Source organism: Leptolyngbya sp. CALU 1928, from assembly GCF_056784215.1.
Genome location: NZ_JBXBCE010000002.1, coordinates 176,346 through 199,484 on the forward strand (window position 1 = coordinate 176,346; position 23,139 = coordinate 199,484).

Annotated in this window: 42 protein-coding genes; 13 read left to right on the plus strand and 29 right to left on the minus strand. The window is 50.7% G+C overall.

Translation table 11 applies throughout. The features are described 5' to 3' along the window. Positions 1 to 27: 27 nt before the first annotated feature. Both AC1S5B_RS16475 and AC1S5B_RS16480 read left to right on the plus strand, forming a co-directional pair. On the plus strand, positions 28 to 429 hold the full coding sequence (locus AC1S5B_RS16475) for a hypothetical protein (protein ID WP_482036794.1): 402 nt from the start codon (positions 28 to 30) through the stop codon (positions 427 to 429). After that, entirely contained in the window at positions 408 to 1,082 is a 675-nt protein-coding gene (locus tag AC1S5B_RS16480) for a hypothetical protein (RefSeq protein WP_482036795.1), read from the plus strand. Before AC1S5B_RS16475 ends, AC1S5B_RS16480 begins: the two co-directional genes overlap by 22 nt. Here AC1S5B_RS16480 and AC1S5B_RS16485 read toward each other — a convergent pair. The 9 genes from AC1S5B_RS16485 to AC1S5B_RS16525 form a co-directional block, all read right to left on the minus strand. Further along, positions 1,079 to 2,038: a hypothetical protein gene (locus AC1S5B_RS16485; protein ID WP_482036796.1), complete on the minus strand. Its 960-nt coding sequence runs from the start codon at positions 2,036 to 2,038 to the stop codon at positions 1,079 to 1,081. The two genes, AC1S5B_RS16480 and AC1S5B_RS16485, sit on opposite strands and share 4 nt — an antisense overlap. Beyond that, positions 2,035 to 3,342, minus strand: coding sequence for a hypothetical protein (locus AC1S5B_RS16490; protein WP_482036797.1), 1,308 nt, complete (start codon positions 3,340 to 3,342; stop codon positions 2,035 to 2,037). Before AC1S5B_RS16490 ends, AC1S5B_RS16485 begins: the two co-directional genes overlap by 4 nt. Before the next feature lie 81 nt (positions 3,343 to 3,423). Next, on the minus strand, positions 3,424 to 3,885 hold the full coding sequence (locus AC1S5B_RS16495; protein ID WP_482036798.1) for a hypothetical protein: 462 nt from the start codon (positions 3,883 to 3,885) through the stop codon (positions 3,424 to 3,426). A 66-nt stretch (positions 3,886 to 3,951) separates the two neighbouring features. Next, on the minus strand, positions 3,952 to 4,122 hold the full coding sequence (locus tag AC1S5B_RS16500) for a hypothetical protein (RefSeq protein WP_482036799.1): 171 nt from the start codon (positions 4,120 to 4,122) through the stop codon (positions 3,952 to 3,954). 75 nt (positions 4,123 to 4,197) lie between these two features. Continuing rightward, positions 4,198 to 4,704: a hypothetical protein gene (locus tag AC1S5B_RS16505; protein WP_482036800.1), complete on the minus strand. Its 507-nt coding sequence runs from the start codon at positions 4,702 to 4,704 to the stop codon at positions 4,198 to 4,200. A 1-nt stretch (position 4,705) separates the two neighbouring features. Next, positions 4,706 to 5,953 (minus strand): radical SAM family protein, encoded by a 1,248-nt coding sequence (locus AC1S5B_RS16510; protein WP_482036801.1) that lies wholly within the window; start codon positions 5,951 to 5,953, stop codon positions 4,706 to 4,708. A gap of 9 nt (positions 5,954 to 5,962) precedes the next feature. Continuing rightward, positions 5,963 to 6,550: a hypothetical protein gene (locus tag AC1S5B_RS16515; RefSeq protein ID WP_482036802.1), complete on the minus strand. Its 588-nt coding sequence runs from the start codon at positions 6,548 to 6,550 to the stop codon at positions 5,963 to 5,965. Then, positions 6,550 to 7,194 carry a ParB/Srx family N-terminal domain-containing protein gene (locus AC1S5B_RS16520; protein WP_482036803.1) on the minus strand — a complete coding sequence of 215 codons (645 nt, stop codon included), beginning with the start codon at positions 7,192 to 7,194 and terminating at the stop codon, positions 6,550 to 6,552. Before AC1S5B_RS16520 ends, AC1S5B_RS16515 begins: the two co-directional genes overlap by 1 nt. Before the next feature lie 436 nt (positions 7,195 to 7,630). Beyond that, positions 7,631 to 7,936 (minus strand): HU family DNA-binding protein, encoded by a 306-nt coding sequence (locus tag AC1S5B_RS16525; RefSeq protein WP_482036804.1) that lies wholly within the window; start codon positions 7,934 to 7,936, stop codon positions 7,631 to 7,633. Between the two features lie 111 nt (positions 7,937 to 8,047). Between AC1S5B_RS16525 and AC1S5B_RS16530 the strand changes: the two genes are divergently transcribed. Continuing rightward, a complete protein-coding gene (locus AC1S5B_RS16530; protein WP_482036805.1) occupies positions 8,048 to 8,566 on the plus strand; it encodes a hypothetical protein in 519 nt (172 codons plus the stop codon). Further along, positions 8,566 to 8,757, plus strand: a complete 192-nt coding sequence (locus tag AC1S5B_RS16535) for a hypothetical protein (RefSeq protein ID WP_482036806.1) — start codon at positions 8,566 to 8,568, stop codon at positions 8,755 to 8,757. The genes AC1S5B_RS16530 and AC1S5B_RS16535 overlap by 1 nt, the downstream gene beginning before the upstream one ends. 20 nt (positions 8,758 to 8,777) lie before the next feature. On the opposite strand, the gene AC1S5B_RS16540 is transcribed toward AC1S5B_RS16535, so the two are convergent. Next, complete coding sequence (locus AC1S5B_RS16540; RefSeq protein ID WP_482036807.1) at positions 8,778 to 9,638, minus strand: tyrosine-type recombinase/integrase; 861 nt, start codon at positions 9,636 to 9,638, stop codon at positions 8,778 to 8,780. A gap of 34 nt (positions 9,639 to 9,672) precedes the next feature. On the opposite strand from AC1S5B_RS16540, the gene AC1S5B_RS16545 reads away from it, so the two are divergent. After that, positions 9,673 to 10,059: a zinc ribbon domain-containing protein gene (locus AC1S5B_RS16545; RefSeq protein ID WP_482036808.1), complete on the plus strand. Its 387-nt coding sequence runs from the start codon at positions 9,673 to 9,675 to the stop codon at positions 10,057 to 10,059. A gap of 167 nt (positions 10,060 to 10,226) precedes the next feature. On the opposite strand, the gene AC1S5B_RS16550 is transcribed toward AC1S5B_RS16545, so the two are convergent. The 7 genes from AC1S5B_RS16550 to AC1S5B_RS16580 all read right to left on the minus strand — a co-directional run bounded on the left by AC1S5B_RS16550 (position 10,227) and on the right by AC1S5B_RS16580 (position 13,153). Further along, entirely contained in the window at positions 10,227 to 11,066 is an 840-nt protein-coding gene (locus AC1S5B_RS16550) for a hypothetical protein (protein ID WP_482036809.1), read from the minus strand. Continuing rightward, entirely contained in the window at positions 11,056 to 11,466 is a 411-nt protein-coding gene (locus AC1S5B_RS16555; RefSeq protein ID WP_482036810.1) for a hypothetical protein, read from the minus strand. The genes AC1S5B_RS16550 and AC1S5B_RS16555 overlap by 11 nt, the downstream gene beginning before the upstream one ends. Beyond that, positions 11,456 to 11,860 carry a hypothetical protein gene (locus tag AC1S5B_RS16560; protein ID WP_482036811.1) on the minus strand — a complete coding sequence of 135 codons (405 nt, stop codon included), beginning with the start codon at positions 11,858 to 11,860 and terminating at the stop codon, positions 11,456 to 11,458. Before AC1S5B_RS16560 ends, AC1S5B_RS16555 begins: the two co-directional genes overlap by 11 nt. Positions 11,861 to 12,049: 189 nt before the next feature. Next, a complete protein-coding gene (locus tag AC1S5B_RS16565; RefSeq protein ID WP_482036812.1) occupies positions 12,050 to 12,247 on the minus strand; it encodes a hypothetical protein in 198 nt (65 codons plus the stop codon). A 37-nt stretch (positions 12,248 to 12,284) separates the two neighbouring features. Beyond that, positions 12,285 to 12,611 (minus strand): hypothetical protein, encoded by a 327-nt coding sequence (locus AC1S5B_RS16570; protein ID WP_482036813.1) that lies wholly within the window; start codon positions 12,609 to 12,611, stop codon positions 12,285 to 12,287. Beyond that, positions 12,611 to 12,850 (minus strand): hypothetical protein, encoded by a 240-nt coding sequence (locus AC1S5B_RS16575; RefSeq protein ID WP_482036814.1) that lies wholly within the window; start codon positions 12,848 to 12,850, stop codon positions 12,611 to 12,613. Before AC1S5B_RS16575 ends, AC1S5B_RS16570 begins: the two co-directional genes overlap by 1 nt. A gap of 3 nt (positions 12,851 to 12,853) precedes the next feature. Then, the gene (locus AC1S5B_RS16580) at positions 12,854 to 13,153 is read right to left on the minus strand and encodes a hypothetical protein (protein WP_482036815.1); all 300 of its coding nucleotides are present in this window, start codon (positions 13,151 to 13,153) and stop codon (positions 12,854 to 12,856) included. Between the two features lie 123 nt (positions 13,154 to 13,276). Here AC1S5B_RS16580 and AC1S5B_RS16585 point away from each other — a divergent pair, with 123 nt between their 5' ends. Further along, positions 13,277 to 13,435, plus strand: a complete 159-nt coding sequence (locus tag AC1S5B_RS16585) for a hypothetical protein (RefSeq protein WP_482036816.1) — start codon at positions 13,277 to 13,279, stop codon at positions 13,433 to 13,435. Between the two features lie 152 nt (positions 13,436 to 13,587). Here AC1S5B_RS16585 and AC1S5B_RS16590 read toward each other — a convergent pair whose 3' ends face one another. The 8 genes from AC1S5B_RS16590 to AC1S5B_RS16625 all read right to left on the minus strand — a co-directional run bounded on the left by AC1S5B_RS16590 (position 13,588) and on the right by AC1S5B_RS16625 (position 18,555). Then, positions 13,588 to 13,686 (minus strand): transposase, encoded by a 99-nt coding sequence (locus AC1S5B_RS16590; protein WP_482036817.1) that lies wholly within the window; start codon positions 13,684 to 13,686, stop codon positions 13,588 to 13,590. Between the two features lie 157 nt (positions 13,687 to 13,843). Continuing rightward, complete coding sequence (locus AC1S5B_RS16595; RefSeq protein WP_482036818.1) at positions 13,844 to 15,724, minus strand: hypothetical protein; 1,881 nt, start codon at positions 15,722 to 15,724, stop codon at positions 13,844 to 13,846. After that, a complete protein-coding gene (locus tag AC1S5B_RS16600) occupies positions 15,699 to 16,391 on the minus strand; it encodes a hypothetical protein (protein WP_482036819.1) in 693 nt (230 codons plus the stop codon). Before AC1S5B_RS16600 ends, AC1S5B_RS16595 begins: the two co-directional genes overlap by 26 nt. A 15-nt stretch (positions 16,392 to 16,406) precedes the next feature. Then, complete coding sequence (locus tag AC1S5B_RS16605) at positions 16,407 to 16,907, minus strand: hypothetical protein (protein ID WP_482036820.1); 501 nt, start codon at positions 16,905 to 16,907, stop codon at positions 16,407 to 16,409. Positions 16,908 to 16,923: 16 nt separating this feature from the next. Continuing rightward, positions 16,924 to 17,478 carry a DUF6782 family putative metallopeptidase gene (locus tag AC1S5B_RS16610; protein ID WP_482036821.1) on the minus strand — a complete coding sequence of 185 codons (555 nt, stop codon included), beginning with the start codon at positions 17,476 to 17,478 and terminating at the stop codon, positions 16,924 to 16,926. A gap of 91 nt (positions 17,479 to 17,569) precedes the next feature. Beyond that, a complete protein-coding gene (locus tag AC1S5B_RS16615) occupies positions 17,570 to 17,761 on the minus strand; it encodes a hypothetical protein (protein WP_482036822.1) in 192 nt (63 codons plus the stop codon). A 58-nt stretch (positions 17,762 to 17,819) separates the two neighbouring features. Then, positions 17,820 to 18,302 (minus strand): hypothetical protein, encoded by a 483-nt coding sequence (locus AC1S5B_RS16620; RefSeq protein ID WP_482036823.1) that lies wholly within the window; start codon positions 18,300 to 18,302, stop codon positions 17,820 to 17,822. Further along, positions 18,265 to 18,555, minus strand: coding sequence for a hypothetical protein (locus tag AC1S5B_RS16625; protein WP_482036824.1), 291 nt, complete (start codon positions 18,553 to 18,555; stop codon positions 18,265 to 18,267). The genes AC1S5B_RS16620 and AC1S5B_RS16625 overlap by 38 nt, the downstream gene beginning before the upstream one ends. 353 nt (positions 18,556 to 18,908) lie before the next feature. On the opposite strand from AC1S5B_RS16625, the gene AC1S5B_RS16630 reads away from it, so the two are divergent. Continuing rightward, entirely contained in the window at positions 18,909 to 19,148 is a 240-nt protein-coding gene (locus tag AC1S5B_RS16630; RefSeq protein ID WP_482036825.1) for a hypothetical protein, read from the plus strand. Continuing rightward, positions 19,135 to 19,431 carry a hypothetical protein gene (locus AC1S5B_RS16635; RefSeq protein WP_482036826.1) on the plus strand — a complete coding sequence of 99 codons (297 nt, stop codon included), beginning with the start codon at positions 19,135 to 19,137 and terminating at the stop codon, positions 19,429 to 19,431. Before AC1S5B_RS16630 ends, AC1S5B_RS16635 begins: the two co-directional genes overlap by 14 nt. Here the strand turns inward: AC1S5B_RS16635 and AC1S5B_RS16640 are convergent. After that, positions 19,428 to 19,892 (minus strand): hypothetical protein, encoded by a 465-nt coding sequence (locus AC1S5B_RS16640; protein ID WP_482036827.1) that lies wholly within the window; start codon positions 19,890 to 19,892, stop codon positions 19,428 to 19,430. The two genes, AC1S5B_RS16635 and AC1S5B_RS16640, sit on opposite strands and share 4 nt — an antisense overlap. A 115-nt stretch (positions 19,893 to 20,007) precedes the next feature. Between AC1S5B_RS16640 and AC1S5B_RS16645 the strand changes: the two genes are divergently transcribed. Next, complete coding sequence (locus AC1S5B_RS16645; protein ID WP_482036828.1) at positions 20,008 to 20,595, plus strand: excalibur calcium-binding domain-containing protein; 588 nt, start codon at positions 20,008 to 20,010, stop codon at positions 20,593 to 20,595. 75 nt (positions 20,596 to 20,670) lie between these two features. On the opposite strand, the gene AC1S5B_RS16650 is transcribed toward AC1S5B_RS16645, so the two are convergent. Both AC1S5B_RS16650 and AC1S5B_RS16655 read right to left on the minus strand, forming a co-directional pair. Beyond that, entirely contained in the window at positions 20,671 to 20,898 is a 228-nt protein-coding gene (locus AC1S5B_RS16650; RefSeq protein WP_482036829.1) for a helix-turn-helix transcriptional regulator, read from the minus strand. 198 nt (positions 20,899 to 21,096) lie between these two features. After that, positions 21,097 to 21,219: a hypothetical protein gene (locus AC1S5B_RS16655; RefSeq protein WP_482036830.1), complete on the minus strand. Its 123-nt coding sequence runs from the start codon at positions 21,217 to 21,219 to the stop codon at positions 21,097 to 21,099. A gap of 42 nt (positions 21,220 to 21,261) precedes the next feature. Between AC1S5B_RS16655 and AC1S5B_RS16660 the strand changes: the two genes are divergently transcribed. From AC1S5B_RS16660 to AC1S5B_RS16670, 3 genes are read left to right on the plus strand one after another with little or no spacing between them, the layout of a single operon-like run. After that, positions 21,262 to 21,519: a hypothetical protein gene (locus AC1S5B_RS16660; RefSeq protein WP_482036831.1), complete on the plus strand. Its 258-nt coding sequence runs from the start codon at positions 21,262 to 21,264 to the stop codon at positions 21,517 to 21,519. Positions 21,520 to 21,572: 53 nt separating this feature from the next. Further along, the gene (locus AC1S5B_RS16665) at positions 21,573 to 21,770 is read left to right on the plus strand and encodes a hypothetical protein (RefSeq protein ID WP_482036832.1); all 198 of its coding nucleotides are present in this window, start codon (positions 21,573 to 21,575) and stop codon (positions 21,768 to 21,770) included. A 20-nt stretch (positions 21,771 to 21,790) separates the two neighbouring features. Next, a complete protein-coding gene (locus AC1S5B_RS16670; RefSeq protein WP_482036833.1) occupies positions 21,791 to 22,162 on the plus strand; it encodes a single-stranded DNA-binding protein in 372 nt (123 codons plus the stop codon). 45 nt (positions 22,163 to 22,207) lie between these two features. Here the strand turns inward: AC1S5B_RS16670 and AC1S5B_RS16675 are convergent, their stop codons facing one another. Continuing rightward, positions 22,208 to 22,573: a helix-turn-helix domain-containing protein gene (locus AC1S5B_RS16675; protein ID WP_482036834.1), complete on the minus strand. Its 366-nt coding sequence runs from the start codon at positions 22,571 to 22,573 to the stop codon at positions 22,208 to 22,210. A gap of 257 nt (positions 22,574 to 22,830) precedes the next feature. Here AC1S5B_RS16675 and AC1S5B_RS16680 point away from each other — a divergent pair, with 257 nt between their 5' ends. Beyond that, positions 22,831 to 23,085, plus strand: coding sequence for a hypothetical protein (locus AC1S5B_RS16680; RefSeq protein WP_482036835.1), 255 nt, complete (start codon positions 22,831 to 22,833; stop codon positions 23,083 to 23,085). Positions 23,086 to 23,139 lie beyond the last annotated feature (54 nt).

A 23,139-nucleotide genomic window follows, 5' to 3' on the forward strand; every position in this document is an offset into this window, starting at 1 on the left:
GCGATTCACTAATCGGAGAAACTCGAAATGACCTACTCAATTACTCAAGACATTTTGACCATTGCTGCTACTGGAGTCCTCTACACCGCGATCGCCTACTCCATCGCTGGCATCCTCCATCAAATCTGGAAAAAACCCACACCGCAGGTTCAGCCAGTCGAGGCAATTGCAGAACCCGCGCCCCCGACCCCTGAAACCAAAACCCCAACCGTTGGGGAAACGCCCAAAACACCCGCTCCCGCCCCTACGCCAGCCCCTGAACCCATCCGCCCCGCTGCCCTCACGATCTCCACTAGCGCCCAAACACGGGTAGAGGAGGACGCGCCCACACCGGGCACCATCCGAGAATTGCGGAAACGCTGCACTGAGGCTGGCATCAAAGGGGCGGCGCGATTCACCAAGGCGCAATGCCTAGCAGCGCTGGGGTAGGACGAAACCTAGGGGTGAAAGCGCTTTCACCCCTCACCATGCCACCTATCGCGTACAATCCCCGCAGACACCGATACCTTAAGCCTGATGGCAAAGTCGCCACCGAACGGGATGTCAGGTCGGAACTCGAAACCCTGACCGCCCAAAGTAAAGCCAAAATTCGCGCCCTGTCCCGCCCCTACCTGGAAGGCGCAAACTTAGACCAGTGGCAGCAGGAAATGAAAACCGCGATTCGTGAGCAGCATTATCAAATGGCAGCGATCGCCGCAGGTGGGGAAGACAAACTCACCCCCGAAATCCGCTGGATAGTGGATGGGCTGATCACTGAAGAATATGGGCACCTTGCCAAGCTGAGAGAAGACACGGGTAACCTGCCCAACGTCGCCACCGAACACCGCCTCAAATTCCTGCATCGCGCCAGCAACTATGCCACCGCCATCAAGCTCAGTTTTTCCCGTGTGGAACTGATGGTGAAGATTGCAGAGGGCGGCTGGGAAGGTTGGCGACAGTTGAGTGGAAGCTACACGACCTGCAAGAATTGCCCGGATCATGCCACGGGTGGGTTTGTGCCTGTTGAGGGGATTGTGGCGATCGGGTCAGAGTGTGTGTGTCGTGCCAATTGCCAGTGCAGGATTCGGTTTAGGCGGCGTTAGCGCTTTTCCCAGTCAGGGCAATCGTTTTCTAAAGAGTTTGCAGTGTAAGTAGCTGCGATCGCGTGGAATGCATTGCAGATAGACAACTCACCTGGCTTGTATCCATTCATAAAGTAAGCACAGGTTAAGCAACTGCGAAGTTTGGGCGCTGCATCTGAACCGTTCTTGGGTGCGCTTAATCCACCAAAGGAGATCGCTCCTTGCCACTCATAAGTGCCAGCCAAGAGGGTGATTTGGTTTGCGGGTGCCCCATCCAAGGAAAACTCCATGCTATTTTCCCAATCTGGAAAGGCAATGCGAAGCAGATCAATCCACCCAGAAATTTGCACCAATGGAGAAAATCGCCAGCTTCCGACCCGGATCAGTTCATGGGAGCGATCGCCCATTCCTCGAACATCATCAGGATGGATTAAAAAGCTCACGCGAGAATGCGATATTCCTTCTTGCCTACACCACAGCATTGCTTCTTGATGCGAACTTGCCAATATTGCCAGCCTACGCTCAGTCGGGCGTTGCGACGTACTCATGGGCTGCATGGAGTTAATAGCGTACACCAAAGCGTCTACTTGATGAGTATCTGTTTCATGGTTAGGGGCTTCAAACAGAACTTGATATTCTTCCTGAAATCGCCCAGGGGTGAGAGCCTGTCGCATCTCCTCAAATTGCTGAGGCGAAAACCCACGCGGATATTCAGGATCTTGATTTTCCTGAATATGCTCCACCTCAACCCCTGCTATGCCATTCACGATAGTAGCCAGCAGCGCGAGAACTTCCCGGCGCTCAGAGGCGCGATCTGTCACCACTTCCAGGGTGAACGTGTTGCTCGTGCCTTCTCGATTGCTTCTGTACTGGTAACCGCAGAAGCGGGGGCTAGCCAATGCGCTGCGACAGGCATCAAGATCTAGTGGGGATAAATGCCTGAATCTAACGACAGCGTGGCTTAAAGGTTCGGTCATGCTGCTTTTCCTGTACTCAAATCGTGCTTCACTTCCAATGAAGCACATAGATATCGTAATCCGTCCGATCGGTGATCCACTTGTCCATCCTCGATCGCGTCCATCACCGTTCCCGCCTCATCTGTCTTCCGATGATACGCCAGCAACTCATCATAAAAATCACGTTGGGAATCGTGCAGCCACAGGCGATCGCCAAAAAACAAATTATTCACCACCTGGCATCCCTCGTTCACCCGGTTAAACCCTCTAACTGCCCGTTCCAATCCCGGCGCGTCGTGGTGTTTGCCAGCCCTGCGTAATTCCATGATTGCAGCAGGGCGTGATGGATCGCAAAAGGCGCGATGCACATTCCAGCGTTTCGCAAGCTCTACCGCCTTGCCACAGAACTCATCGCTAATCATCGGCATTCCGCTGGTGTTGTGCCACGAATCTACTACCGCATAGCGTTTTTCCTCCGTCATCCCCGCCACGACGATCGCGGGGTGAATATCCCCAAAGTCAATCCCCATGTATGTCGCCACAAACCGGGGGATTTCGCTAATCAGCTTGCCTGAGTTGAGGCAGGTATAGACCTGACCTGGCGGCGATTCAAAGCTTGCCTCATATTCTTGGCGATAAATGCGCGGGTCGAGCGTTGCCTTGGCTCTGGCAATTTCATCACGGCTAACGAAGGGGTTATCACTCGTGAAGTAGTGAAAAAATGCCCAATCTGTAAACGAGTTGGCGCGTTGGGTCAGGTCGTATAAGTGATTTTGAGTGCCCTTGGGAGTGCCAGCCAATAGCGCCCAACTTCCAGGCGTATCTGCCATCGCAGGCATGATCACCTCATCCAAAATGCCCCGCGTCACCGCTTGAATTTCATCGCCAACAAACCCCCATATCCGCAAACCCCGGACGCGATCGCCAAACCCATCGTTTAGCCCCAGGAACACAATGTCCGGGCGATCGCCCTTCAGATGGATGATGCACTCCGATTTATTGATCTGCTCTACCAATGGATGGTTTCGGAGCAAATTGCACAAGGGGCGAAAAAATACTCTTTTAGCCATCGGCAGGTTGGGCATTCCAACCAACACGACAGGGGGAGAGATGCGATCGTAGGCACCCTGATAGGTCAGCGCCCGTTTAATAATTTCGGTTTTGCCAAGCTGACTTTTGCCAAAGCGTCTGCCACAGCACAGCACCCGAAACTTATGCGGCGACTGGTACACCTCTATCTGGCGGTGATGCAAGTCTAGTTTTAATTTGGCACTCAATACTCTCTGCGGCTGCACTATCTTTGCTTGCAGCTTGGGGGAAAACATTGGGGTGCCTTATCAATCTTTTGGTGCCTTCAATCTTTTGGCACGTCCTGAAATCCCCATAGAACGGGGTTTTTGGTGTTTTTAGCTGGGTGGTGTCGCTTCTCCGATTTCAACCTCACACTCCATCCCTGCATCCGCCTCAGCAGAGATCGCCGCATCCTCTGGAGAACCGGGCGCAACGACGCGATACCCCGCAGCGATCGCCATCCTCACATGATCTTCTAAATTGAAATACAAGCCGCGCAGCTTCGCTTCATCTTGTGCGATTTGAAACGCGATCGCCCACTTCTGATCCTTGTACGCCTTATTGAATAGGTCTTTTCGCAGGGCAATATGCTCCGCGATCGCATCCTCCCGCTCGGCAGTGGCTTCCTCTCGCATCAGTTCACGGGCGCGTTTGAGATATTCCTTAGCCTGCCTCTCCTGCACCCCCCAGGTATGGGCGCAATAATGCACGATATTTTGGGTCGATTCACGCCTAAGCAGCAGCATGTACACCGCCTGCACTCGTTGTTCTACTTCTGCGTCGGTCGATTTTTGCATAGTTAAAGCGAACCCCACCGGATCTGTGCGATCCGGTGGGGTGAAAGGGTTGAATTATTGGATTACTTATTCGGGCGTTGTGCCTGTGAATGCGGCGGTGAATGCAGCGATCGCTTCTTTGGAAAAACGCTTTTCAAGCTCATCTAGTAAGTCATCCTCGGACAGTTCAGGATGCTCATCTACGAACTGCATGAGTTCGCCTAGTTCGTCTTTTGCGGGCAGCGCAGTGTCGTTCATGGCGGTTCTTATATCTAGACCAAGCAAAGCAGAAAATTGAATCGACTGGCAATAGGGAAAGCCGAATCTTTATCTTTAGTAAGCCGAATCCCACTCTTTAAGCGTGGCATTGTCGGGAACAAGCTTCCCTCCTTTAACTACTCCGAACTGCAATCCGCCTGCATTCCTGCCTTCGGGTCGCGAGAAACCCGCTCTTTCATAGGATGCGGCTCGCTTGTCTCCGTACCCATCACCCATAAAGGCGCTGGCTTCATACTTGAATCCATTTGGACGTGTGCTGACATCATGCTTAAAAATCCGAGCAATTGTCAGCGCCGCCCGGTCTGCATCCCGCCCCCGCAAAGCGCCGCGATCGTAATCGCCAGCAACCTCAAAAGAAACACTCCCTCTGCGAGAGCCTTCATGTTCTATTTTGAATTCAACAGACTTTCCACCGACGCTGAAAATATAGTATTTATCCTGTCCATAGGTTTCAACGGTCACACCCGCAGGCAACCCACGCGATCCACTGCCTTGATTTGCAGCAGCAGGAGCGGCGGCTCTCGCGATTGCGCCCCCGCCTGGACTGTTATCACCTGGCATATCAAATATCCTCCATTAAAAATTCTTGATACTCCTGCCAAAACGACATATACGGGTTCCCCCGATTGTCTTTGAGCAGATTGCTTGCCTTATCCCCTGGCTGCCAATCCTGAGCGCCCACATAGGCAAATCCGGGCGATTTCACCGGGTTGAATTTCAAGCGATCATCGCGCCATGCCCAGTGGAGCAACTCGCGAAAAGTCATCCAATTTGTCCAATCCGCACCCATTTGTTGGGGGATGTGATGGGCGATCGCGGCAATATAATGCCCCAATCGCATCCGCCCCTTGGGGAGTTTGGGTTCAAAAAAGTCTGCAAATTCGGTGAAGGTGATCAGGCGATCGCGGTTCCAATCTTGCTCCCAGGCATGATTCACCCAATCTTGCAGAACGGGCAAGGTTTTGGGATAAACCGACCGATACACATCGAAAAAGCGGGAATAGGTTGCTTGACCGACGCTATGCACTTCCAAGCCAATGTCACGGGCGATTTGGCGAGTCTTGAGGAAATGTTCAAACGGTTCAAGGTTCGGTCGTTTGGTCTTTTTATAGCGCTCTAGCATCGCCTGGGGGATGATGCCCTGCTTTTGGGCGATCGCGCTTTGATCGCGGTTGAAGTGCAGTAGCTCTGTCCACACGCCCCACACGCCCAAATCTTTGCAGCGCTGAAGAATCTTTTTCGGTTCCGGTGCCCATTCGATGGTGAGCGGGTTCAAGCCCAATACAACCTGATGCCCTTTGGCGATTACTTTTTCAATCAGTTCATAGCGCGATTCAATCGACGGCGCTGCGGGGTTGATTTGTTGGGATAGGGCATCGTCGTTAAATTCGATCGTCACATACCAGACCGCAGGTTTGAGAAATTCCAACGCCTCATCCACGCCCTTGCCGCCCTTGGTTTGCAGGGCGATCGGGATATCTAGATCGGTCAACGTCTGCATGATGGGCAGTGCGGTTCTAAAGTTGGACTTGGCAAACGGATCAACCTTGTTGGAGATCAGCACCGGGTATTTTTCTTTGAGCCACAGCGCCTCTAAGGAGTCACGGTTTTGATAATCCTTCAACAGATTCATGGTGGCTTTTACGTCTGCATAGCGCAGCGGTGAACCCTGGCGATCGTGTCTGGATTGGCTGTTGAGATTGGCAAAACAGTACGAACATGAATGATCGCAATAATTTAGTGAAAGCTCACCTGGAATTGGATTTACGAGGAACTCCCCGTAAAAAGTTGTGAAAGTGTCGCCTGACATTTGTTTTGCCTAATTAAAAAAGTCATCAAAAGGTTCGGATGCAATGCGCTTCGCCTTGCCACGACTGGTTTTGCGTCCTTCGCCAGCTTCTAAGCGATCGCTCCGCTTCTGCAAATCCGCAAACATACTGCGATACTTGGCATTGGTAGACATCAAAGGATCTTGAGGCACACCTCTAGTCAGTTCTCTTGCCATTTCGTTCTTACCTGCGGAGGTCATTCTGGAATACGACCGATGGGCATATTCCAAAGCAGCTTTATTGCCTGGGCTTCCCTCCCCGCCCCTCAGTCCTTGGCGCAACATAATTCCAGCATCGGATGAATCCTCTTTTGATAGCCTGGGCTTTTCCGATAGCCTACGGAGATAAATGATCCGATCTAATGAACTGCCTTGATCTGGCATTGAGCTTCGATTAGTTAGCAACGCCAGTTTGAAGTTGTTATCAGCCTTATCGCGAGGGTTAAATTTTTCGATCAACCCTTTTGCCTCGCTTCTTTCAAGCCCAGACAGACCAGCGGCGGTTAATTGCCCTTCGAGATTGCCTGATGGTGCTGCTCTTGCACTTGCCCCTCCCTTTGGGCTGTTGTCTCCTGGCATCACACACCCGCCATTTCTAAAAGTTTCAAATACAGGTCGCGATCGCTCTTCACTTCAAGCAATTCCTTCGCCTGTTTATGGCGTTGCATCTCGCCACTCGACAGCACAATCGAGAGCGGATATTTCTCAGATGGCGACTTGAAAACGCTGTTATCGTCCTCATCATCGTCATCACCCCCCTCCCCCTGGTAGCCATCGCCAGTGGGTAGCCCCATGCCTGCGGATACATCAATTTGGGATTCAGACAAAAACTTGTCGATTTCCGCCGCGTCAAACCCGGTCAAGCTTAGGTTGAAATCCAGATCTAGGAGCGATTCCATTTCCAGGGACAGCGCTTCGTAGTCGGTCTTGCCTTCCTCTGCAATCCGGTTGTCGGCAATTCGGGCGGCTTTCTTTTGGGCTGGCGACAGATCGGCTCTGACGACTACAGGGACTTTCTTTAAGCCCAGCCGTATCGCAGCCTCGCGCCGTCCGTGCCCTTTGATCAAAATTCCCTGCTCGTCAATGACGATGGGCTGATCGAAACCATACTCCGCGATCGCCCCTGCCAATTTATCAATCTGAGCTTGGGGGTGGCGTTTGGCGTTGTTGGTGTAGGGAGTCAGCGATTGCGGATCACGAAACTCGATTTTGGGCTGAAACACAAGGGCGGCTTGTAAACTCTATCCATTGCGCTTGTCCTACCTGTCAATCTGAATAAATAGCTTTGATCCTATCTTTGAGACTTTCATTTGGCTTCACGTTAAGCTGATTGCGGATGATTGCAAGCCTTTTCACCGCTTCACTTTGGCTCACTCCCGCAGCCTCGCGAATCTTTTTATCTGATAAGCCTTTCTAATCCAGAGATCAGCGCTTTGCTAATTGGGTCTTTTGCGAGATTATCAGCAACATCTCTTGCACTTTTCGCCCCACCGCCAGCAGCAACTCGCGCGATCGCTCCACCGCTTGGACTGTTACCACCTGGCATAAAGATCAAATTTGCAGTTCAATCTTTGAGCCAGTCCCAAACAAAAACGCCCACGGTTGGGCGCTCTCTTCTAACCACTTGAGTTAAGGAGTATAAAGATCAGACTAGCATCATTATTTGGTGGCAATCAGATCCTTGAATGATTTACCCGCGCTGAATGCTGGCACCTTGGTTGCAGGAATTTTGATGGGCTTCCCGGTGGATGGGTTGCGCCCCTCACGGGCTTGGCGATCGCGTCTCTCAAACGTACCAAACCCAACGAGGGTAACTTTATCGCCAGCAGCAACAGCTTCTTGCACCACATCTATTAATGCAGTCAAAATGGCATCCGCATCCTTTTTGGTGGAGCCTGCTTTTTGGGCGATCGCATCGACTAATTCGCCTTTATTCATGGTTTCATCCTCAAGAACAACTTGCAAACCACGATAGCACAAGGGTTTGAGTTAGATCGCCGAATTTTTTAACTCAAATGCTTGACAGGTGTATACACCTCCCCTAAAATAAGTGTATACACCACAAGAGGTAGGACGATGGGCGTTATCAAGCAAAAGCTTTCTTTTTTGGCTCCTTCAAAAGTCGGCTCCAAACTGTTCGATTCTTTTGGGGATGCGATGATTGAAAATGGGCTGTCTGAGGCTCAAGCTAAAAAAGTATGCGACAAGGTTGCATACCTCGCCTATGAGGAAATGGGCAAGCAGTACACCGTGATGGGGGGCTATTCTCCAGAAGATCAACTTTTCACGAAAGCTCAAAACTTGATGGTGCAACTAGATGAATCTGAAGAGTTGGAGAAATTAGTCGAACCTGATTCTAGTGAGCCTGATTCTAGTGAGCCTAGTGAATCAGATTTGGAGGATGCCTATAACGCAGCAGATTCCATTGAATTCGCAGGAAGCCCAAAGCAAATTAAATGGGCGCGAGACATCGCAACCAACAGCAATCGGGCTATTGCCTTGGCTGGGCTGAGTTTTAAGCAACTACCAACCTCTGCCAAATGGTGGATCGACAATCGCAATGACATTTACGGTGCGCTGAGAGGCTTAAAATAATGCCTAGCAAAATAAAACAAATACAATTTCGCTTGCCTTGGCTAAGAAAAAGAGAAGGGAGCAAGGCGGATGAAATAGCCAAAAAAGTTTTAGACCATCCCAAGATCAAGGATTTTCTCGAAGATGGAAATTGCCCTATTTGCAAAAAACCTTTTGAACAGTGCGAGTATTTTTCAAGTTTAGAGGAATGATCTTCTGATTCACGCAGCACTTAGATCGTCAAAAAACTGCTGCTACTTTCATTAGGGCGAACATGAAGATAGCGGCTGGTCGTCGCCACATTGGAGTGGCGCAGGGTTTGCTGCACCAAACTGATAGGCGCACCGTGATCGAGGGCATGGGATGCATGGGAGTGGCGAAACCAGTGGGGCGAGGCTTCTAATCCTACCTGACCTGATGCACCCTTCACAATTCGCCATGCCTGCTGCCTGCTTAAATGTCCTTTTTTGCGAGAACGGAACACTGGAGAATCCAAACCGCGATCGCCCGGAAGCTCTTGAAGATCCTCCCAAATTTGTTGGGACAGCAACACCACACCCGTTTTACCACCTTTACCAAATACAGTCACCTGTCCAGTTGATCCTCTAGGCTGCATATCACGCCATTTCAGCGAACACAATTCGCTAACCCGCAGCGCTCCGACATAGAGCAATCGCAACATCACGCGATCGCGAACAGGCAACTCCTCAAGTTTCAACAGCGATTGCACTTCTCCCTCAGTCATGATCCGCTCTGCCAAAGTGTTTTTGACCTTGGGCGCTTTCAGTGGGGCTGCCACATTCCATCGCAGATATCCAACTCGCTGCCCAAAACTGAACAGGGATTTGATTGCATTCGTTGATCGCGCCTGAGTCGAAGGCGACAAACTAGCCAGCGAATTTAGATAAATTTGCACATCCATCAATTTGACTTCGATCAATGGCACTTTAACCGCTGCCAAAAATCGCCCAGACTCAGCACGGTAAGCCTTTTGCGTAGTGTCCGCTTTGCCATGCAGCCAAAGCAAAATTAATTGTTCATCCGAATCTGCTTGTTTTGCTAATTCTTGATTTTGGGGAACGAGATCGCCCATGTGAAACTCCTGATACGTTACCGCTTTTGAGGACTTGACGGGCATCAGAGACAGTCTGAACGAAAAGCCTCGAAGCAAGACTGAGCGGAGACGTACCAATAATTGGGCGTTTTGCCAACTCAGAATCTTTGTGCAGTACAAAGCTGTGATTGCAGGCGTTCCGGTTGTGTTTGTTCCACCTGCTTACACGTCTCAGACCTGCAACCGATGCGGGCATCTCCACCCCACCAAGGGGAAGAGTTATCGCAACGGAAAACGGTTTAAGTGTGGGCATTGTGGGTTTGAACATGATGCTGATCTCAATGCGGCTTTGAATATTGCTGCTTTGGGGGCTTCTGTAAGCAGTCCTGAAAGTCCGGGGATGAGTTGTCAATTAGCGGGTCAAATGACTTTCTTCACGACGATTCAAAACTGTGGCTAAAGCCCCGTGTCTTCAGACCGGGATAAGCTTACGTGACTAAATGGTTCTTGTGTTGCATTCCCCAACCGTTGGGGATTTCACCCTTCTAAGCCAGTCCCAAGTCGCCAATAAAAATCCCCCAGTCCTGCAACCGGGGGAAAAGTGAACATTCAATCTGACTACTGAAATCAGGATGCCCCAAGTTTGCGGGCATTGCTCAACAAATAGCCATAAATCGCAGCTTCATCGGGCTTTTTGTACTTTTTGAATACCGCAGCAGCGATCGCCATCATCCATTTTTTACCTTCAGTCGTTTCGTTGACGATCTCAGTAATATAGCGATCGCGCTCCCCAGTTGGAATCAATTGATTCAAAACACTGGGGTATCGATTCGTCACCATCGCATTCAGTTTGGTTTGGCTTGGCAACTTTAACGGTTTTGGTTTTGCGGTAGAAGTTGTAGGCGTAGCAGGTTCCATCGTTGCCACTGCTCCATTTCCGTTGGCTGGGGCGGCTCCAACAAACAAGGCTAGGCGCTCCTTTACCCGCTGCTGTAATGCGGATTCATCTAGCACCCTGCTAAATTCCTCACGAATCACATCATCAATCTGAGCATTAACGGTGGTTCCGATTTCTTCACGGGTGGTTTGGGCGATCGCTTCACGGTCAATCGTTGCGGCTACCATATTGTCTTCCTCAAAAACAAAACCTATTGCTTCTGATTCTAGTTCCCCATTGGCTAGATCGCGAGTGCCCCCACTCCAAAGCAGCGCATCATTGCCATAGACCAGCAACAGTTCAACGCCCAAAATCAGATAGGCAAGCGATCTCAGTTCCCACAAGCGGCTTACCAGCGCTTCTGCCACAGGTATTGAGCAGCAAAATAGATTTAGGTCGTAATTGAGATCCAAATGGACGGCGCAAGTATCGGGCAATTTTGCCAGGATTCGGAAGCGCTCTATTTTGCCCAATTCCAAAATATAGCGATCCTCATCGGTCAATTCAAACGGATCAGGCTCATAGGGCACGGTACACCACCTCAGCCAGCATCAACAGCCCATCGCAATAGCTCTGTTGTAGATATTCGGGGTAAGTTTGCCCCGCATCCCCATACTGCACAAACCAATGCACCAATGTTTGTTGCAGTTCGGTGTCTTCCGGTTCATAGAACAGGGCGATCGCGGTGCGGTATCGCTCAGGCAAGGCAAAAATGCATTGGCGCAGAGTCACCGAATCCAACTGTCCCGCCAAAGGGTTTCCCGGCACCAGGTTTTCGCAGCGCATCCACAAGCGCTCTAGATCGACTTCATCCAAAATGCCAGAGTGATACATGCCCAGGCATTGGCTCAGGTGCCTCAAATCCACGTAACCACTTTTAATCACCGGCTGCACTTGTACCGTGATAAATCCCAAATTACTACGCTGCATGATCGCCCCCATGCCCCCGGTTCAAGTTTGCTCGGAAGTCGCAGCGTGATCCGCATTCTTGGGCGGTCAAGGCTTGCTCACGGCGATTGGTATACAGCGAAACGCCCCGCTCTGCATCCAGGTCCGCCATTTTCTGAAAATTTAACGCCATCCACCGATGGATCACCGCTTTTTGATTGCGGGAAATTTTAGGCGACTTTAGATATTCATCCACAATGGCGATCGTCCCAGTGCCATTGCGCTGGCAGCCTTTGCCCAGCCGTTTGACGATTAGCGTGTGTAAGGTTGTTTTGGGGATTCCGAACTGACGGGAAAGCGATCGTACGGTACGACCTTGGAGATAAAGCAGGCACGCGCGAGAAATAACATCTGGCGCAATGGGCGGCTGGTTCATGGTGGGGAAGGAAGAAGTGGTTTCAGGTCGCACCCAGGGGTTAAAGTTGTAGCCCGAAGCCAAATGTCCTTGATCTGAATATCAGCGATCGCCCGGTTCATCTGTATCAGGGAATCTAATTAATTTTGTATAAAGTTACGTCTTGAGATAGATGCGGGTATCAAAAAAGCCGTAAGAATACGCAGTTTTTCATAAACAAAACTTATCAATTTGCTCTTTGATGTGCCATGCAGCGGCGGGGTTGCCTTCCAAAATCACGTCCCCTGATTCGATCCGATCTTTGAGGTAATGCAAAAAGCCCTGAACCCGGCAGAGTTCAAGGCTTCGTTTCACATAGTCGCCAGAATCAATTGGCGGGGGCGGTGGGACAGGCGCGGGATAGTTCATTGGGCGGGTGATGGGTAACTATCCTTAGCGATCGTCCTTAGCTTTTCGCCTTGATCGCCTTCACCCGCTTTGTGGCAAAATAGATGTGCTTATTCCCCACACCATACCCTTCGGTATAGATCAGTTTCTCTGAGGCAAGCCAGCGCGTGAACTGCAGCAGAGTATTGAGATTTGCTTTCGGGATTACGGCATTTTGCAGTTGCTCTAGGTTTAGCCCTTGCTCTGCGTCCGCGATCGCCCAATAAATCTTGTTCGCAGTCTGCACAGTGGAGTGCAAGTATAGGTTTTGGTGTTTCGTGAGGCGTTTTGGCAGCAGCCCATCTGCATGAGCCGCTGCCAGGATTTCAAGATTAAGGGTTGCCATTAGCCTGCTGCGATTATGTATTTGCCAAATCTTTCTGAAGCTGCCAGATCATGCATGATTTGATCTCCTAGGCTTTTCTCGTCTGCGTGAAGCCATCCTTGATAGAGCAATTCACGCGCCGCATTGTAAGTCGGATCTGAGGGCAAAGTTCCATGCTGGGCATAATGCTCTTTCTGGTAGAGTTCCACCGCCGCTCTCAGCCCTTCCTCGTCTGCAAGTTGGTATAGCTTTGTGTACATATCCTACAATCCTGCCACTTCAAGAGCTTCGCCAACAATGCGATCGAAGACTTCTTGCTTTACGCCCATCCATCCATTTGAAAATGTGTATTTGCTTGATGCCATCACCTGAAGAATTGCAGTTTGCAGGGCTGGAGTATTTAGAAAATCTGATTCTTGGCAAAGCATAGTAAATACAAAATTGCGCTTCAGATAAGCTTTTGCTTTATCCTGCCCAACGACCGCACCGCGCCGATCTGTAATGTCGATTCGATTCATTTTGGCTTGGAAGTCCTCAGCCTGGGGTGGAGTGGGTAAAAACATTTTCTCTCTCGTCACTACCCATTAATCATCCCTCACAGGGATTCAATTGTCAATCCCTGTGAGGGATGAATTGATAGATATTTCCCATAAAAAAATCGCCCCTTGTGGAGAGGCGATGATTCATTGAGCAAAGCTCGTGGGAACTCAAAGGCGGCGATCCATCACGGGGTGCAAATTATTAGGGGTACGGCTGGGGTTGGACGCTGGCTGTGGGTTGGGTTGCTGGGGGATTTGGTCGGATGGGCGATTGGAGTCGATCGCCATAAAGCTCTTTGTACATGAATCCGATCTCAAACCCCACACACAGAATCAGCGCATTTTCGATTAAATCAGCCAGTTTACAGGAAAGGGAGGGCTGGGGGACCCTTAAAGCCCATCGTGCTTTAGCCGTGGGATGTAGAAGGGGTTCCCGCGTGGCTGCTTCAGCCACAGAGTTATCTAGTCTTTTGCTGCTCCACGTATCGCTTAATTGTATCGCCCGAAACTTTTCCAGCCGTACCGCAGAAATAGCTGCGAGTCCACAGGTGGATCAATCATGGTTTTAAAGTCGGGTGCAGGGTGGTAACAAGTCGGGTGCAAGTCGGTAACGCAACCCCGTTGCAACTAGGTAGCAAGTCGGGTGCAACCTAGTTGCAACCCGGTAACAGGGCTGTTACCGACTTAAAAGGATGTTTTTTCTGTCGCCTGCAACTAGGTTGCAATCCAACGAACCCACTCCCCTTTGCTATCGATTGGCGTGAAGGTTTCTATCAGTTGGAGTTCCATCAGTTCCAGCAAAGAATCATCGATCGCCTCTGAATTTAGCGCCCCAGCCCTGCGAGATTTGCCCCAATTTTTGAGCGATGACACTGGCAACTCCCCACCCTTTGAGTGGATATATCGGGCAACTTCATTCAGCGGCTCTGGCAAGTTGTCAAAGGATGGGGTGGGGGCAACCTCACGAATGGCGGTCGGTTCCACCGCATCCATCTGATAGGTTTTCTCCAGTTGTTCAACGGGCGAAGGCAACTGGTAAGCATCTGCAATCTGCTCAATCTTTTTTGGAGTAAGCGCGGGTGAGCCTAGTAAATCCTCTAAATCATGCTGCTCAGTGCCCACTTCCACAGCCGCCGCATAAGGGCGCAAATCGATCAAGTTGGGGACATCCTGCCAGGTGGGGTATTGCGGGATGTTGCCCGGTGCTTGCAATCCAGGGTAAACCGCGTTGTCAGTCAGCCAACAGCGACCGGGGGGTAAGCTTGCCTCGTTGAAAGGAATCTCTAAAAGATCGCAGATTTTTTTGCATCCCGTCCGGTCGGGTCCAACCGCAGCAATCGCGGTGAACATCGCTCGGTTTGAGGTGCCAGAAAAACCTAAATCCTCCAAGGTGACCGACTGCCCAGACAACCAGATCGCCATGTTGCATTTTCTGAGCAGGGAAGCTAAAGCGGTTAGTTTGCTCTTGAAAACCTGCTTTTGCTTGGGGGTAAACAGCCCAATCAGGCAGGTGATTTCTTCGAGCAACAGAATAAACGGCTCATATTTTCCCGGTATGTTGTTACGGCGGCTCCCTTCGGCGCTGAATGCTTCAAGGGTTGCCATCAGATCATCAAATAAATTCTCATCGGTGGTGAGTCGATCTTTTAAGTAATGCCGCTCTGTTCTACTCCAATATCCTGCTTCTTCTAATGCATTTTTTGGGTTAAAGATCCAATACCGTAAGCCTCGTTCTTTTACTCCCAAACTCAGGGCTAATGCTGCCATCACGCCTTTGCCACTCCCAGGAAGCCCCGCGATGATGACAGGTTGCAAAGGTGCGGAGGTGAGCGATCGCAGAAACTCTAAGGCATTGGGTTGCTGCACTGGGGGCGCGTCACCAAAGGTATCTGCTAATTCATCCAGGGATTGCGACGGTGTGGCGGCAACGGTGGGCACTGAGATCGCTTGGGTGGGCATCGATGCCGCCAAACCCCATTGCCTCATTTTTTTATGCAGCCCTTCAATCGGTAGCATCACCTGTTTGTCTAGGGGATCTTGCCAGCAGTAAACCTCACCAAAATTGGCGAGGGGATGATTATCGCTGGGCTGAAACACAAACCAATCCGATTCGCCTGACATTTCATCAACTGCCTGGTTAATCGCATCAGTCGGGTAAACTTTTGCAAGTTTCTGCTGCTTGAATGCTTCCAACATCGACGGATGAGCAACGGTTTTGGATTCCCACAGCAACCTTAATAGCTCTGCTCTTTCAGGGGATTGGAAGGTTTGGATCTCCTTTGAAAAGTGCAGACCCATTGCCACTACAGCGGCGGCGGCGGCGATCGGCATGGTTGCCCAAAACGTGTAAACCACGGTCAAACCGCCTCCCACAACCAATACTTTTTCAAGATTGCCGCTAGATGCGGGTTTAAGGAGTGGCTCTTTTTTGCGCTTGGGACGCGCCAATTGGATTTCTAAAGATTGCTTAGCAAGTTGGGCTGTTAGCATGATTTTTTTAGGTAATGAGAAAGGCGATCGCCCGGTCTTACACCGAGCAGGCAGCGTGGTTACTGCGATCGCGGCTGTTTTAAGCTTCCTGCCAGCGTTTAGCATTCTTATGGGGTTTCGCCTTGAACAGATTTCGCAAGATGAGAACAAACACAACCAGGGCATCGAAAGCGAGGGAATCAACCAGAATGTCCATGATTTCCGCCTGACCGTCTCGCGCTGTCCACACGATGAAGGCTTCTGCGACGAACGCTAAAACCGAAAACACCAGCAAGGTACGCAGGTTTTGTTCTTGAACTTTGGCGTGACGCTTAACCAGCCGTGCCGTTTCAGCGTCGTCCGTGGTATAGGCATCCAGCTTGTCGCGGCGGGTGTTGTTTCGTCGGAGTTGTTCCACCATCCCAGCGATCGCGCCTGGTGAAAAAATCAGGAAAGTGGCGATTGACTGAAGAATGGTCAAACCTAGCAGTGCGGCATAAGGGGCGATTGCGGTGGCTGTTGTGGCGACTACATCGCATAGCCAGGATAGGTTTTGACCAATCAACCACACACCCCCCAAGGGTTCACAGGCGTTTTGCTGGGTGAATAGCCCCCATTTTTCAAAGGCTATCTTGTAGATCAAAAACGAGCGGACTAGCAAAACTACACCCATCACGCCACTGCAAAAATACAAAACGTATCGGATGGATTTCCACCAATCTTTCTTCTTTACTTCGCTGTTTTGGAGATTGCCATTCTTTCCTGTATCGCCTGCTGTGTTTGGGTTTGCCATTTTTCCTCCTATTGATTAACGTTGTTGGGCTTGCTGGTAGATCAGCTTGGCGTAAGCCTCCATATCCTTCGCGCCTTTTGCCGCACCTTGAGCGACTACCGCATTCCTGATTTTGGGTGAGGTGCCCACTAGGGAGGCAACCCCGCTCTTGATTAGAAAGATTGAGCCATCGGTGGAGCAGGCGTAGGCACCATTAAAAATCGTGCCGTTGGGGTTCTCCGGTGTCATGGAAGCTGGATCAACGACGATCGCCCCATCAACTAGGTTGGCGGTGCGGGTCGTTTGATTAAGTACCTGAGTGGAGCAGCCTTGCTCAAAAAAGATACGTTCTGCCCGTTTTTGGGATAGAGCAGAATCACGATCGTCTGCCTTGGTCGCTTGCTGCCTTACCCAAACGTCGCTACCCCCGCCCAGCACTACACTGGCAAGCCCAACTACCATACAAGCGGCGATAGCAAGGCTAGTGCCATGCTCTTGTACAAAATCGGTTGCTTCTTCTAAATCGAATTGAGTCATAATTTCCTTCTCTCGTTTAGCAATGGGTTTGATGCATTTCACGGGCATAATAGGTGCCCTTGGTGTAATCCGATGGCTTGGAGGTGCCAAACCTAGCCCGTGCAGCGATCGCCTCACAGTCACCCTTTTGCAGCAAGCTATTGACGGCGTATTGATCCGCCCAATACTCCTCATCGGGCTGCATTTGGCGATCCTCTTGCCAGTCAACCGCGTGCCCCATTTCGTGGGCGATCACAGCCCTCCGCATGGCAGCATCCATTGGCTTGCAGATGCGGATTGTGTTTACGTTTGGGTCGTACTCTCCATAGGCTGCTGATTCGCAGCCGCCCTCAATGATTTGAGGCGCGACAAAACTACTGGCAGTAGGAGTAGACCGGGTTGCAACGGGTTGATAGCGTTCAGGGGCACGGCTGCGAGTGATTACAGAGGCTTCGTTTTGGGGTGATGATGAGTTTAGGGTGCTTCCATTGCCCATCATTGATGAGATGGTGCAACGGCTGGCTGTGCAGGTGCCCTCGCAGCCTGTCAGCACAGCAGCTAATGCACCACATAAAAAAAGTGGTAGTTTCAAGGGGTGAACCTTTTGAGAGGGTTTACTTTTTCGAGGGGCGATCGCGAAACTTACCAGGGCGACGCGGTCGCTCCCACAATTAGAAGTGTTTTTAGGCGGCGATCAGCGCTACTAGGGAGTTCTCGAAACTTTGCATTTGCTCTAGCAGTTGTTGGGCTTGCTCCCATTCAGCGGGTGAAAGAGCGATCGCGGTGGCAGGTCGGGCAAGAACATACTGGATTTCAGCACGGGCTTCAAACAGGGAGGAGGCTATCTCGTCGCGTGGATCGGTTGGGTTTGACATGGGTTGGGGTTCCTTTGGGTGAGTTTGAAAAGTACAACGGGTTGGGGATTTGAGGGTTTTATTTGGCGGGTGGCAGTGAGGTTCCGCTTGATTGACCAGGCAGGCAAAAGTTTCCGGCTGGTAGCGTGGTGCTTGTCCAGTCTTCGACCCAGCGCTCCAAGTCTGCGGTGTTGGTGAAACCTGCCTGAGATTGGTTTTTGAGGTCTTCGATCTGGTGGAGGTAGCCAGCGGCGTAGGAATCAATCAATGCGGGAAAGGTGGCAATTGTCAGGGCTTTACGTTGGGCGATCGCTTGGGCTGTGTTCCGAGCGGATTGCTCAAAGCTTTCTAGGTTGGCTAATGCGGTTTGCTGGGCTAGAACGACCTCACCGCTTATATCAGCAGCAGATTGTTCGCGAAATTCAGCAACACGGGCTAAAGCGTCGCCGGGGTCGGGCGCTGCCTGTTGGGTCGGTTGGGGTGCTGGGGTGCTGGGATGTACAGGTCGGTTGAGGGTGGGTAGTTCAGCAGATTTCTTGAGTTCGTTCAGATTGAGTGCCATTTTTTTCGAGTTCCTTAATGAGTAATTGTTTGAACTTTGCAATAGAGCGGCAACGCTTGAGGAACAACACCAGGCTGGTAAGGATTTCAAGGTCTGAATCGTCATACAGCCCGTAGTCGCTTGGCTCAATGCGTAGTTGCTCGATCCACCATCGCAAGGTGCGATCGGGAACGCTCTTTTTCCTCACTCTTGACAGTCGCCAAGCTAATTCTTTGAGGGTGTGTCCATCGGGCTGAGTTGCTTCTATCAACATGGTTTTCAGGTTCGTATTGCCGCGTCATCCGCTCCGATTGCGAAACCAATGGAGCGGCAACGAGAATCAATTTATCGGCACTGAGCGAGTAAAACAAGTGCCAGTGTCACCCAAGCGTTATTGCACTAATGCCTGTAGAATATTGACATCGTATTCAGATAGCCCTCTATGGAAAAGATCACGCCAGCGGAGTATGTTCAAGTCACAGGTTGCTCTTACGATGATTTAGCCACTCGCACTGGCTACAGCTACCATGCTGTCAAGCGTTGGTTTATGCGAGGGGATAATCGTAGGGAGCCTTCCCCCGCCGTCCCTAGATTGTTGGCTGCTGATCTTGAATTGAGGCGTTTAAAGTGTCTGACATCGTAAAGTTTGGAATCCAGCTACCAGAGTGGTATGAACGCGAGTTGCGTCTTTGGGCGAAGCTGAAGGGGGTTCCCCGTGCGGCGTTAGCAGCCAATATTATTCAAGCCCGAATAGAAGCGAATCGGGCAGAGTGCAAACAGCAGATCGAAGCGATCGCCCAGTATCGCGGCATTTCGGTCGAAGACTTGATCAAAGAATGGCTCAATGGTGGCAGTGACGACGATTGAATTTACTTTGGGTGGCAACGTGGAACCACAAGCTTTTGAAGAGTATTGGAATCTAAAACACGGTGAAGTAGCAGCGCTGTTGGGTGGCTACACCGAGGAAGGGGTAAGCAATTGGTTTCGAGCCAAGCCAACCCCTGTCCCTGAGTCGGTCAAGGCGCGATTGTTGGGGCTTCATGTGCAGTTCCTCAAATGGGAAAATGATCTGCTGTTGCCGCCCAATGAGCGCGAGGCGTTTGAGATTGCCATGCTGCGACGGAAAAAGAAAACGGGGGAAAATAGTTAAGGCGGCGCGATAAACGCTTGCAACGCCGCGATCGCGTCGTCATTCTGCACTCCCCATGATCCTTTCCCGCAAATCACTTTGGGCGGTTCACTGGCTTCAACCATCGTGCAGGAGCCGTGAAATTTGCCCCCTGGCGGACTCGTTCCCTGTCCATTGAATTTCCAGCCTGCATTGATAAAAAAGCCTCGCTTCCGCAGGTCTTCGGTATCCGCCTTGCCAACCCAGACGTGATCCACCATAAACCAACCTTGGATGTAAGCATCCTGCTCATAGAGCTTCCGCAGCGCTGTATCTTCCGCTGGCAAGTAAGTTTTCCAGTCCTTTTTCACGGGTTCAGCCTTGGGAGTGGTTTGAGTTTGAGGGGGCTCGCTCGGTTTATCTGAATTGCCAAAGAGATTGATCAGGATAAACAGCAGGCAAATCGACCCCACGGCGAAGTAGGTAGCGTATTTTCTCAGCATGATTGTTAGTGCAGGGTGTTTGCTCAGACTGCCCAAAACCAAACGAGATCGCTCAAGCCATTAACTAGCGATCGAAACTGGGAACTCTTAGAAAGAACATTTCCCGGTCAACCCAATGAAAAAACTCTTTTTCGGCATATTCCTACTGCCAGCCCTGCTCTTGCCAGCCCCTGCTCAGGCGGCAAGCTGTAAAGATTTCTCGACTCAGCAGGAAGCCCAGGCATACTTCAATCGCAATGGCGGTGGGAACCTGGATCGGGATAAGGACGGGATTGCCTGTGAGAGTCTGCCTGGTGGCGTAACTCGTCCAGCTGCTCCCACTCCTTCAGAACCTGAGCAAACTACCACCCCGACCGAAATCACCCAATGTACCTATGTGCCCAAGGTTGCAGATCCTTGGAAACTGCCAAAAGCAGTGCTGATGGGCAATGCTAAATCTTCGTATTACTACAAAGGGGTGGTTTTGGCAGGCGATATGCGATCGGTTTCAGATTTTCTGGACTGTTACGGTTTGACGGTTAAGTTTCGCTCTGACTACGCTTCCTCTAGACCTGTGTGGGCAGCTTGCACCGAGGTAGGCATCGCAGGGGATGGCGGACAAACGGTTTGCGTTGCTCTAGATGAAAGCGGCGTTGAGGCAGATGAGCGGGTCTTTTCTGCTGAGTATGCTGAAAAGGTCGCTAAAACGCTTGGGCTGAGGTAGACGACAGCAAGACAATTTGAAGAATGAATCAAACGCCCTGGCTGATGCTGGGGCTTTTTTTATGGGCGATCGCGCTCATTCGCTCACCTGGATCGCTTCGACATAATCAACCAACTGCTCTGGGGTGCAGTTCAAGGCTTTGCAGAGCCTTGCGACCCTTGCTAACCACTCCACCCCGTTACGGTTATTTTCCCAATTTCGGATAGTCGTTTCCGTGACTCCAACAAGATCTGCTAACTCTCGTTGGGTTATTTCTGCCTGCTTCCGCAGTTCTGCAACTCGTGACACTGGTATCTCTCCCATAAGAACGCTTATATACAACTATAGGCGTAAAAATCCTTACGTAAAGTCTTGACACCATAAAAAGTTTTACGCTAATCTATTTACAGTTAGACATGACGAAACAGCCCACGCGGTTCCGCTGCCAACTGCCTTCAGTTGTGTGATGCCCGTCCCCTCGCATTCCAGCGCTCATCGTGGAACGAGGCTCAACTCTTTTAATTAACGCGATCGCACCTTTGCGTGATGCACCCAGATCGAATCTGGGGCGATCGCCTGAGCTTCGGCTCTAAAACAGTGTGTTCCCTTCCAAATCAAAATCCCGCGCGTCGGATCAGGACTCACGGGATCAAAAAGTCAAAATCTTACAACGGACTTGACCCCATCATGCTAACAGCAAACTCAATCAAATCGGTAGCTACAGGAGATCCACGCGAAACGGTGCGCTTTCCAACTACTACCCGCGCCTTCGTTCACATCGTTACCCTGATCAACCGTCGCACGGGAGAGGAAGCAGGGCTGGAGATTACAACCCTCTCAGACCGCTTCACAGACGTGATGCGCGAGATCACACACCAGAAGGTAATGCACGGGCTGATTGGATTTGAGGTCTACGAAACCCTTGACTGCAATCTACCGTTCTAAGCACGTTCACCGGGCGGAGGAATCCGCCCCTCACTATTTTGGAGAAAGCCCCCGTGATTCAAGAAGATTCTCATCCCTGCCAAATCTTCATTGGTGGGGAGCATCTGCATTCAGTGCTGATTCCATCCAAGATGTTGCAGGCTGGCAGATTCCAGCTTGACGGCTGCTCTGCCACGTTTGTGATTAAGAGTCAAAGGCAAACTAAAGACGAGATCGCCCTCGATTGCACCATCATTCCAGCCCAAAAGTAAATCCCCAACCCGTTGTAGAAATGACACCCGAACAAACTGACCAACTTCTTAGCCATCTGGGGCGCATAGCAGATGCCCTAGAGCGGCTCTCAGCGCCCGACCAAACCCGACCGAAGCACGTCAAGCCTTTGAGCGACTATCCCGAATTCAACTGGGATACGATTGGAGCCAGCATCATCAAGAGCGATCGCTATGGTGCAGCGGTGATTGAATGCGGAGGACAACTCTACTACCGTCGTTCCAAGTCTGATTTTGGCGAGGATGTCTGGTATTCCCACAGCATGGGGGCTGATGAGCAGGGCAAGAAGCGCTATGCCACGCTGATCAAGTTCACCCAACCGCCCAAAATCAAGAGCCTCTCTCAAGATTTGGTGGATGCGTATAGCGAGTAGGCATTAAAAAGCCCGTTACAGGAATTCCCGTCACGGGCTTTTTAATTATTTCGCCATCTGTTGGGCGATGAGCATCAAGATCCAAGATAGTTCAGTCTGATCCATTGATTTGATTCTTTCTTGCAGCGACGGAACACCAGAGCGGTCATAGAGATACGCCAAAAACTCTTCCGGCAGTTGCCCTCGAACTCTTGCGATCGCCTCCAGACTTTCCAGGTTGGGCGGATTTCTGCCAGTTTCCCACCCTTGCACGGCTCCCTGGCTGCAACCAAGCAACGCTGCAAAATCGCGCTGAGAAAGCTCTAGCGACTTGCGGGACGACTTTACGGCTTCAGCTAGGCGATCTAAAACGGCTTTATCCACTGGCAAAGAGATGAGGTTAGCACCTTGTTTTATCAGAAATGGATTCATTCGTGATTGAATAATTAAAGAGCCATTTATGATTTAATTATTATTTACTCAATTACAACTTACAAGAAAGTCATGGATGCCATATCTACAGAATCTAGAAAAACCTACACAACCCGGATAAAACCCAGTTTGTTCAAGGCTTTGGCTCGTCGAGCTATTGACGAGGATCGAAACGTTTGTGAAGTGCTTGAAGAGGCTATACAACTGTATTTCAGTCAGTTGGAGCAACAAAAATCATCACCCCAGGTAAAAAGTCTATGCAACTGATCAAAGTCGGCGATCGCCTATTCAACCTCGCAGCCATCACCCATGCCACCTATGAAGTAGTGCAAACGGAAGCGGGCGCAAACGAAATGGGTTGCACTATCAGCTTTGGGTGCGACGAAATTCTAATTTTCTACGGGGCACAAGCCCTGCAAGTGTGGGAATTGCTAGAAGCCAGGTCGCTCAACCTCGCTGCGCTGCACAAGGCAAGGGAGGCAGAAGCTTTGCGTCAGGCGATCGCCCATTAAATAAGCCGCAGCGCACAAACACTACGGCTCAATCATTTACTAGAAAGGATAATC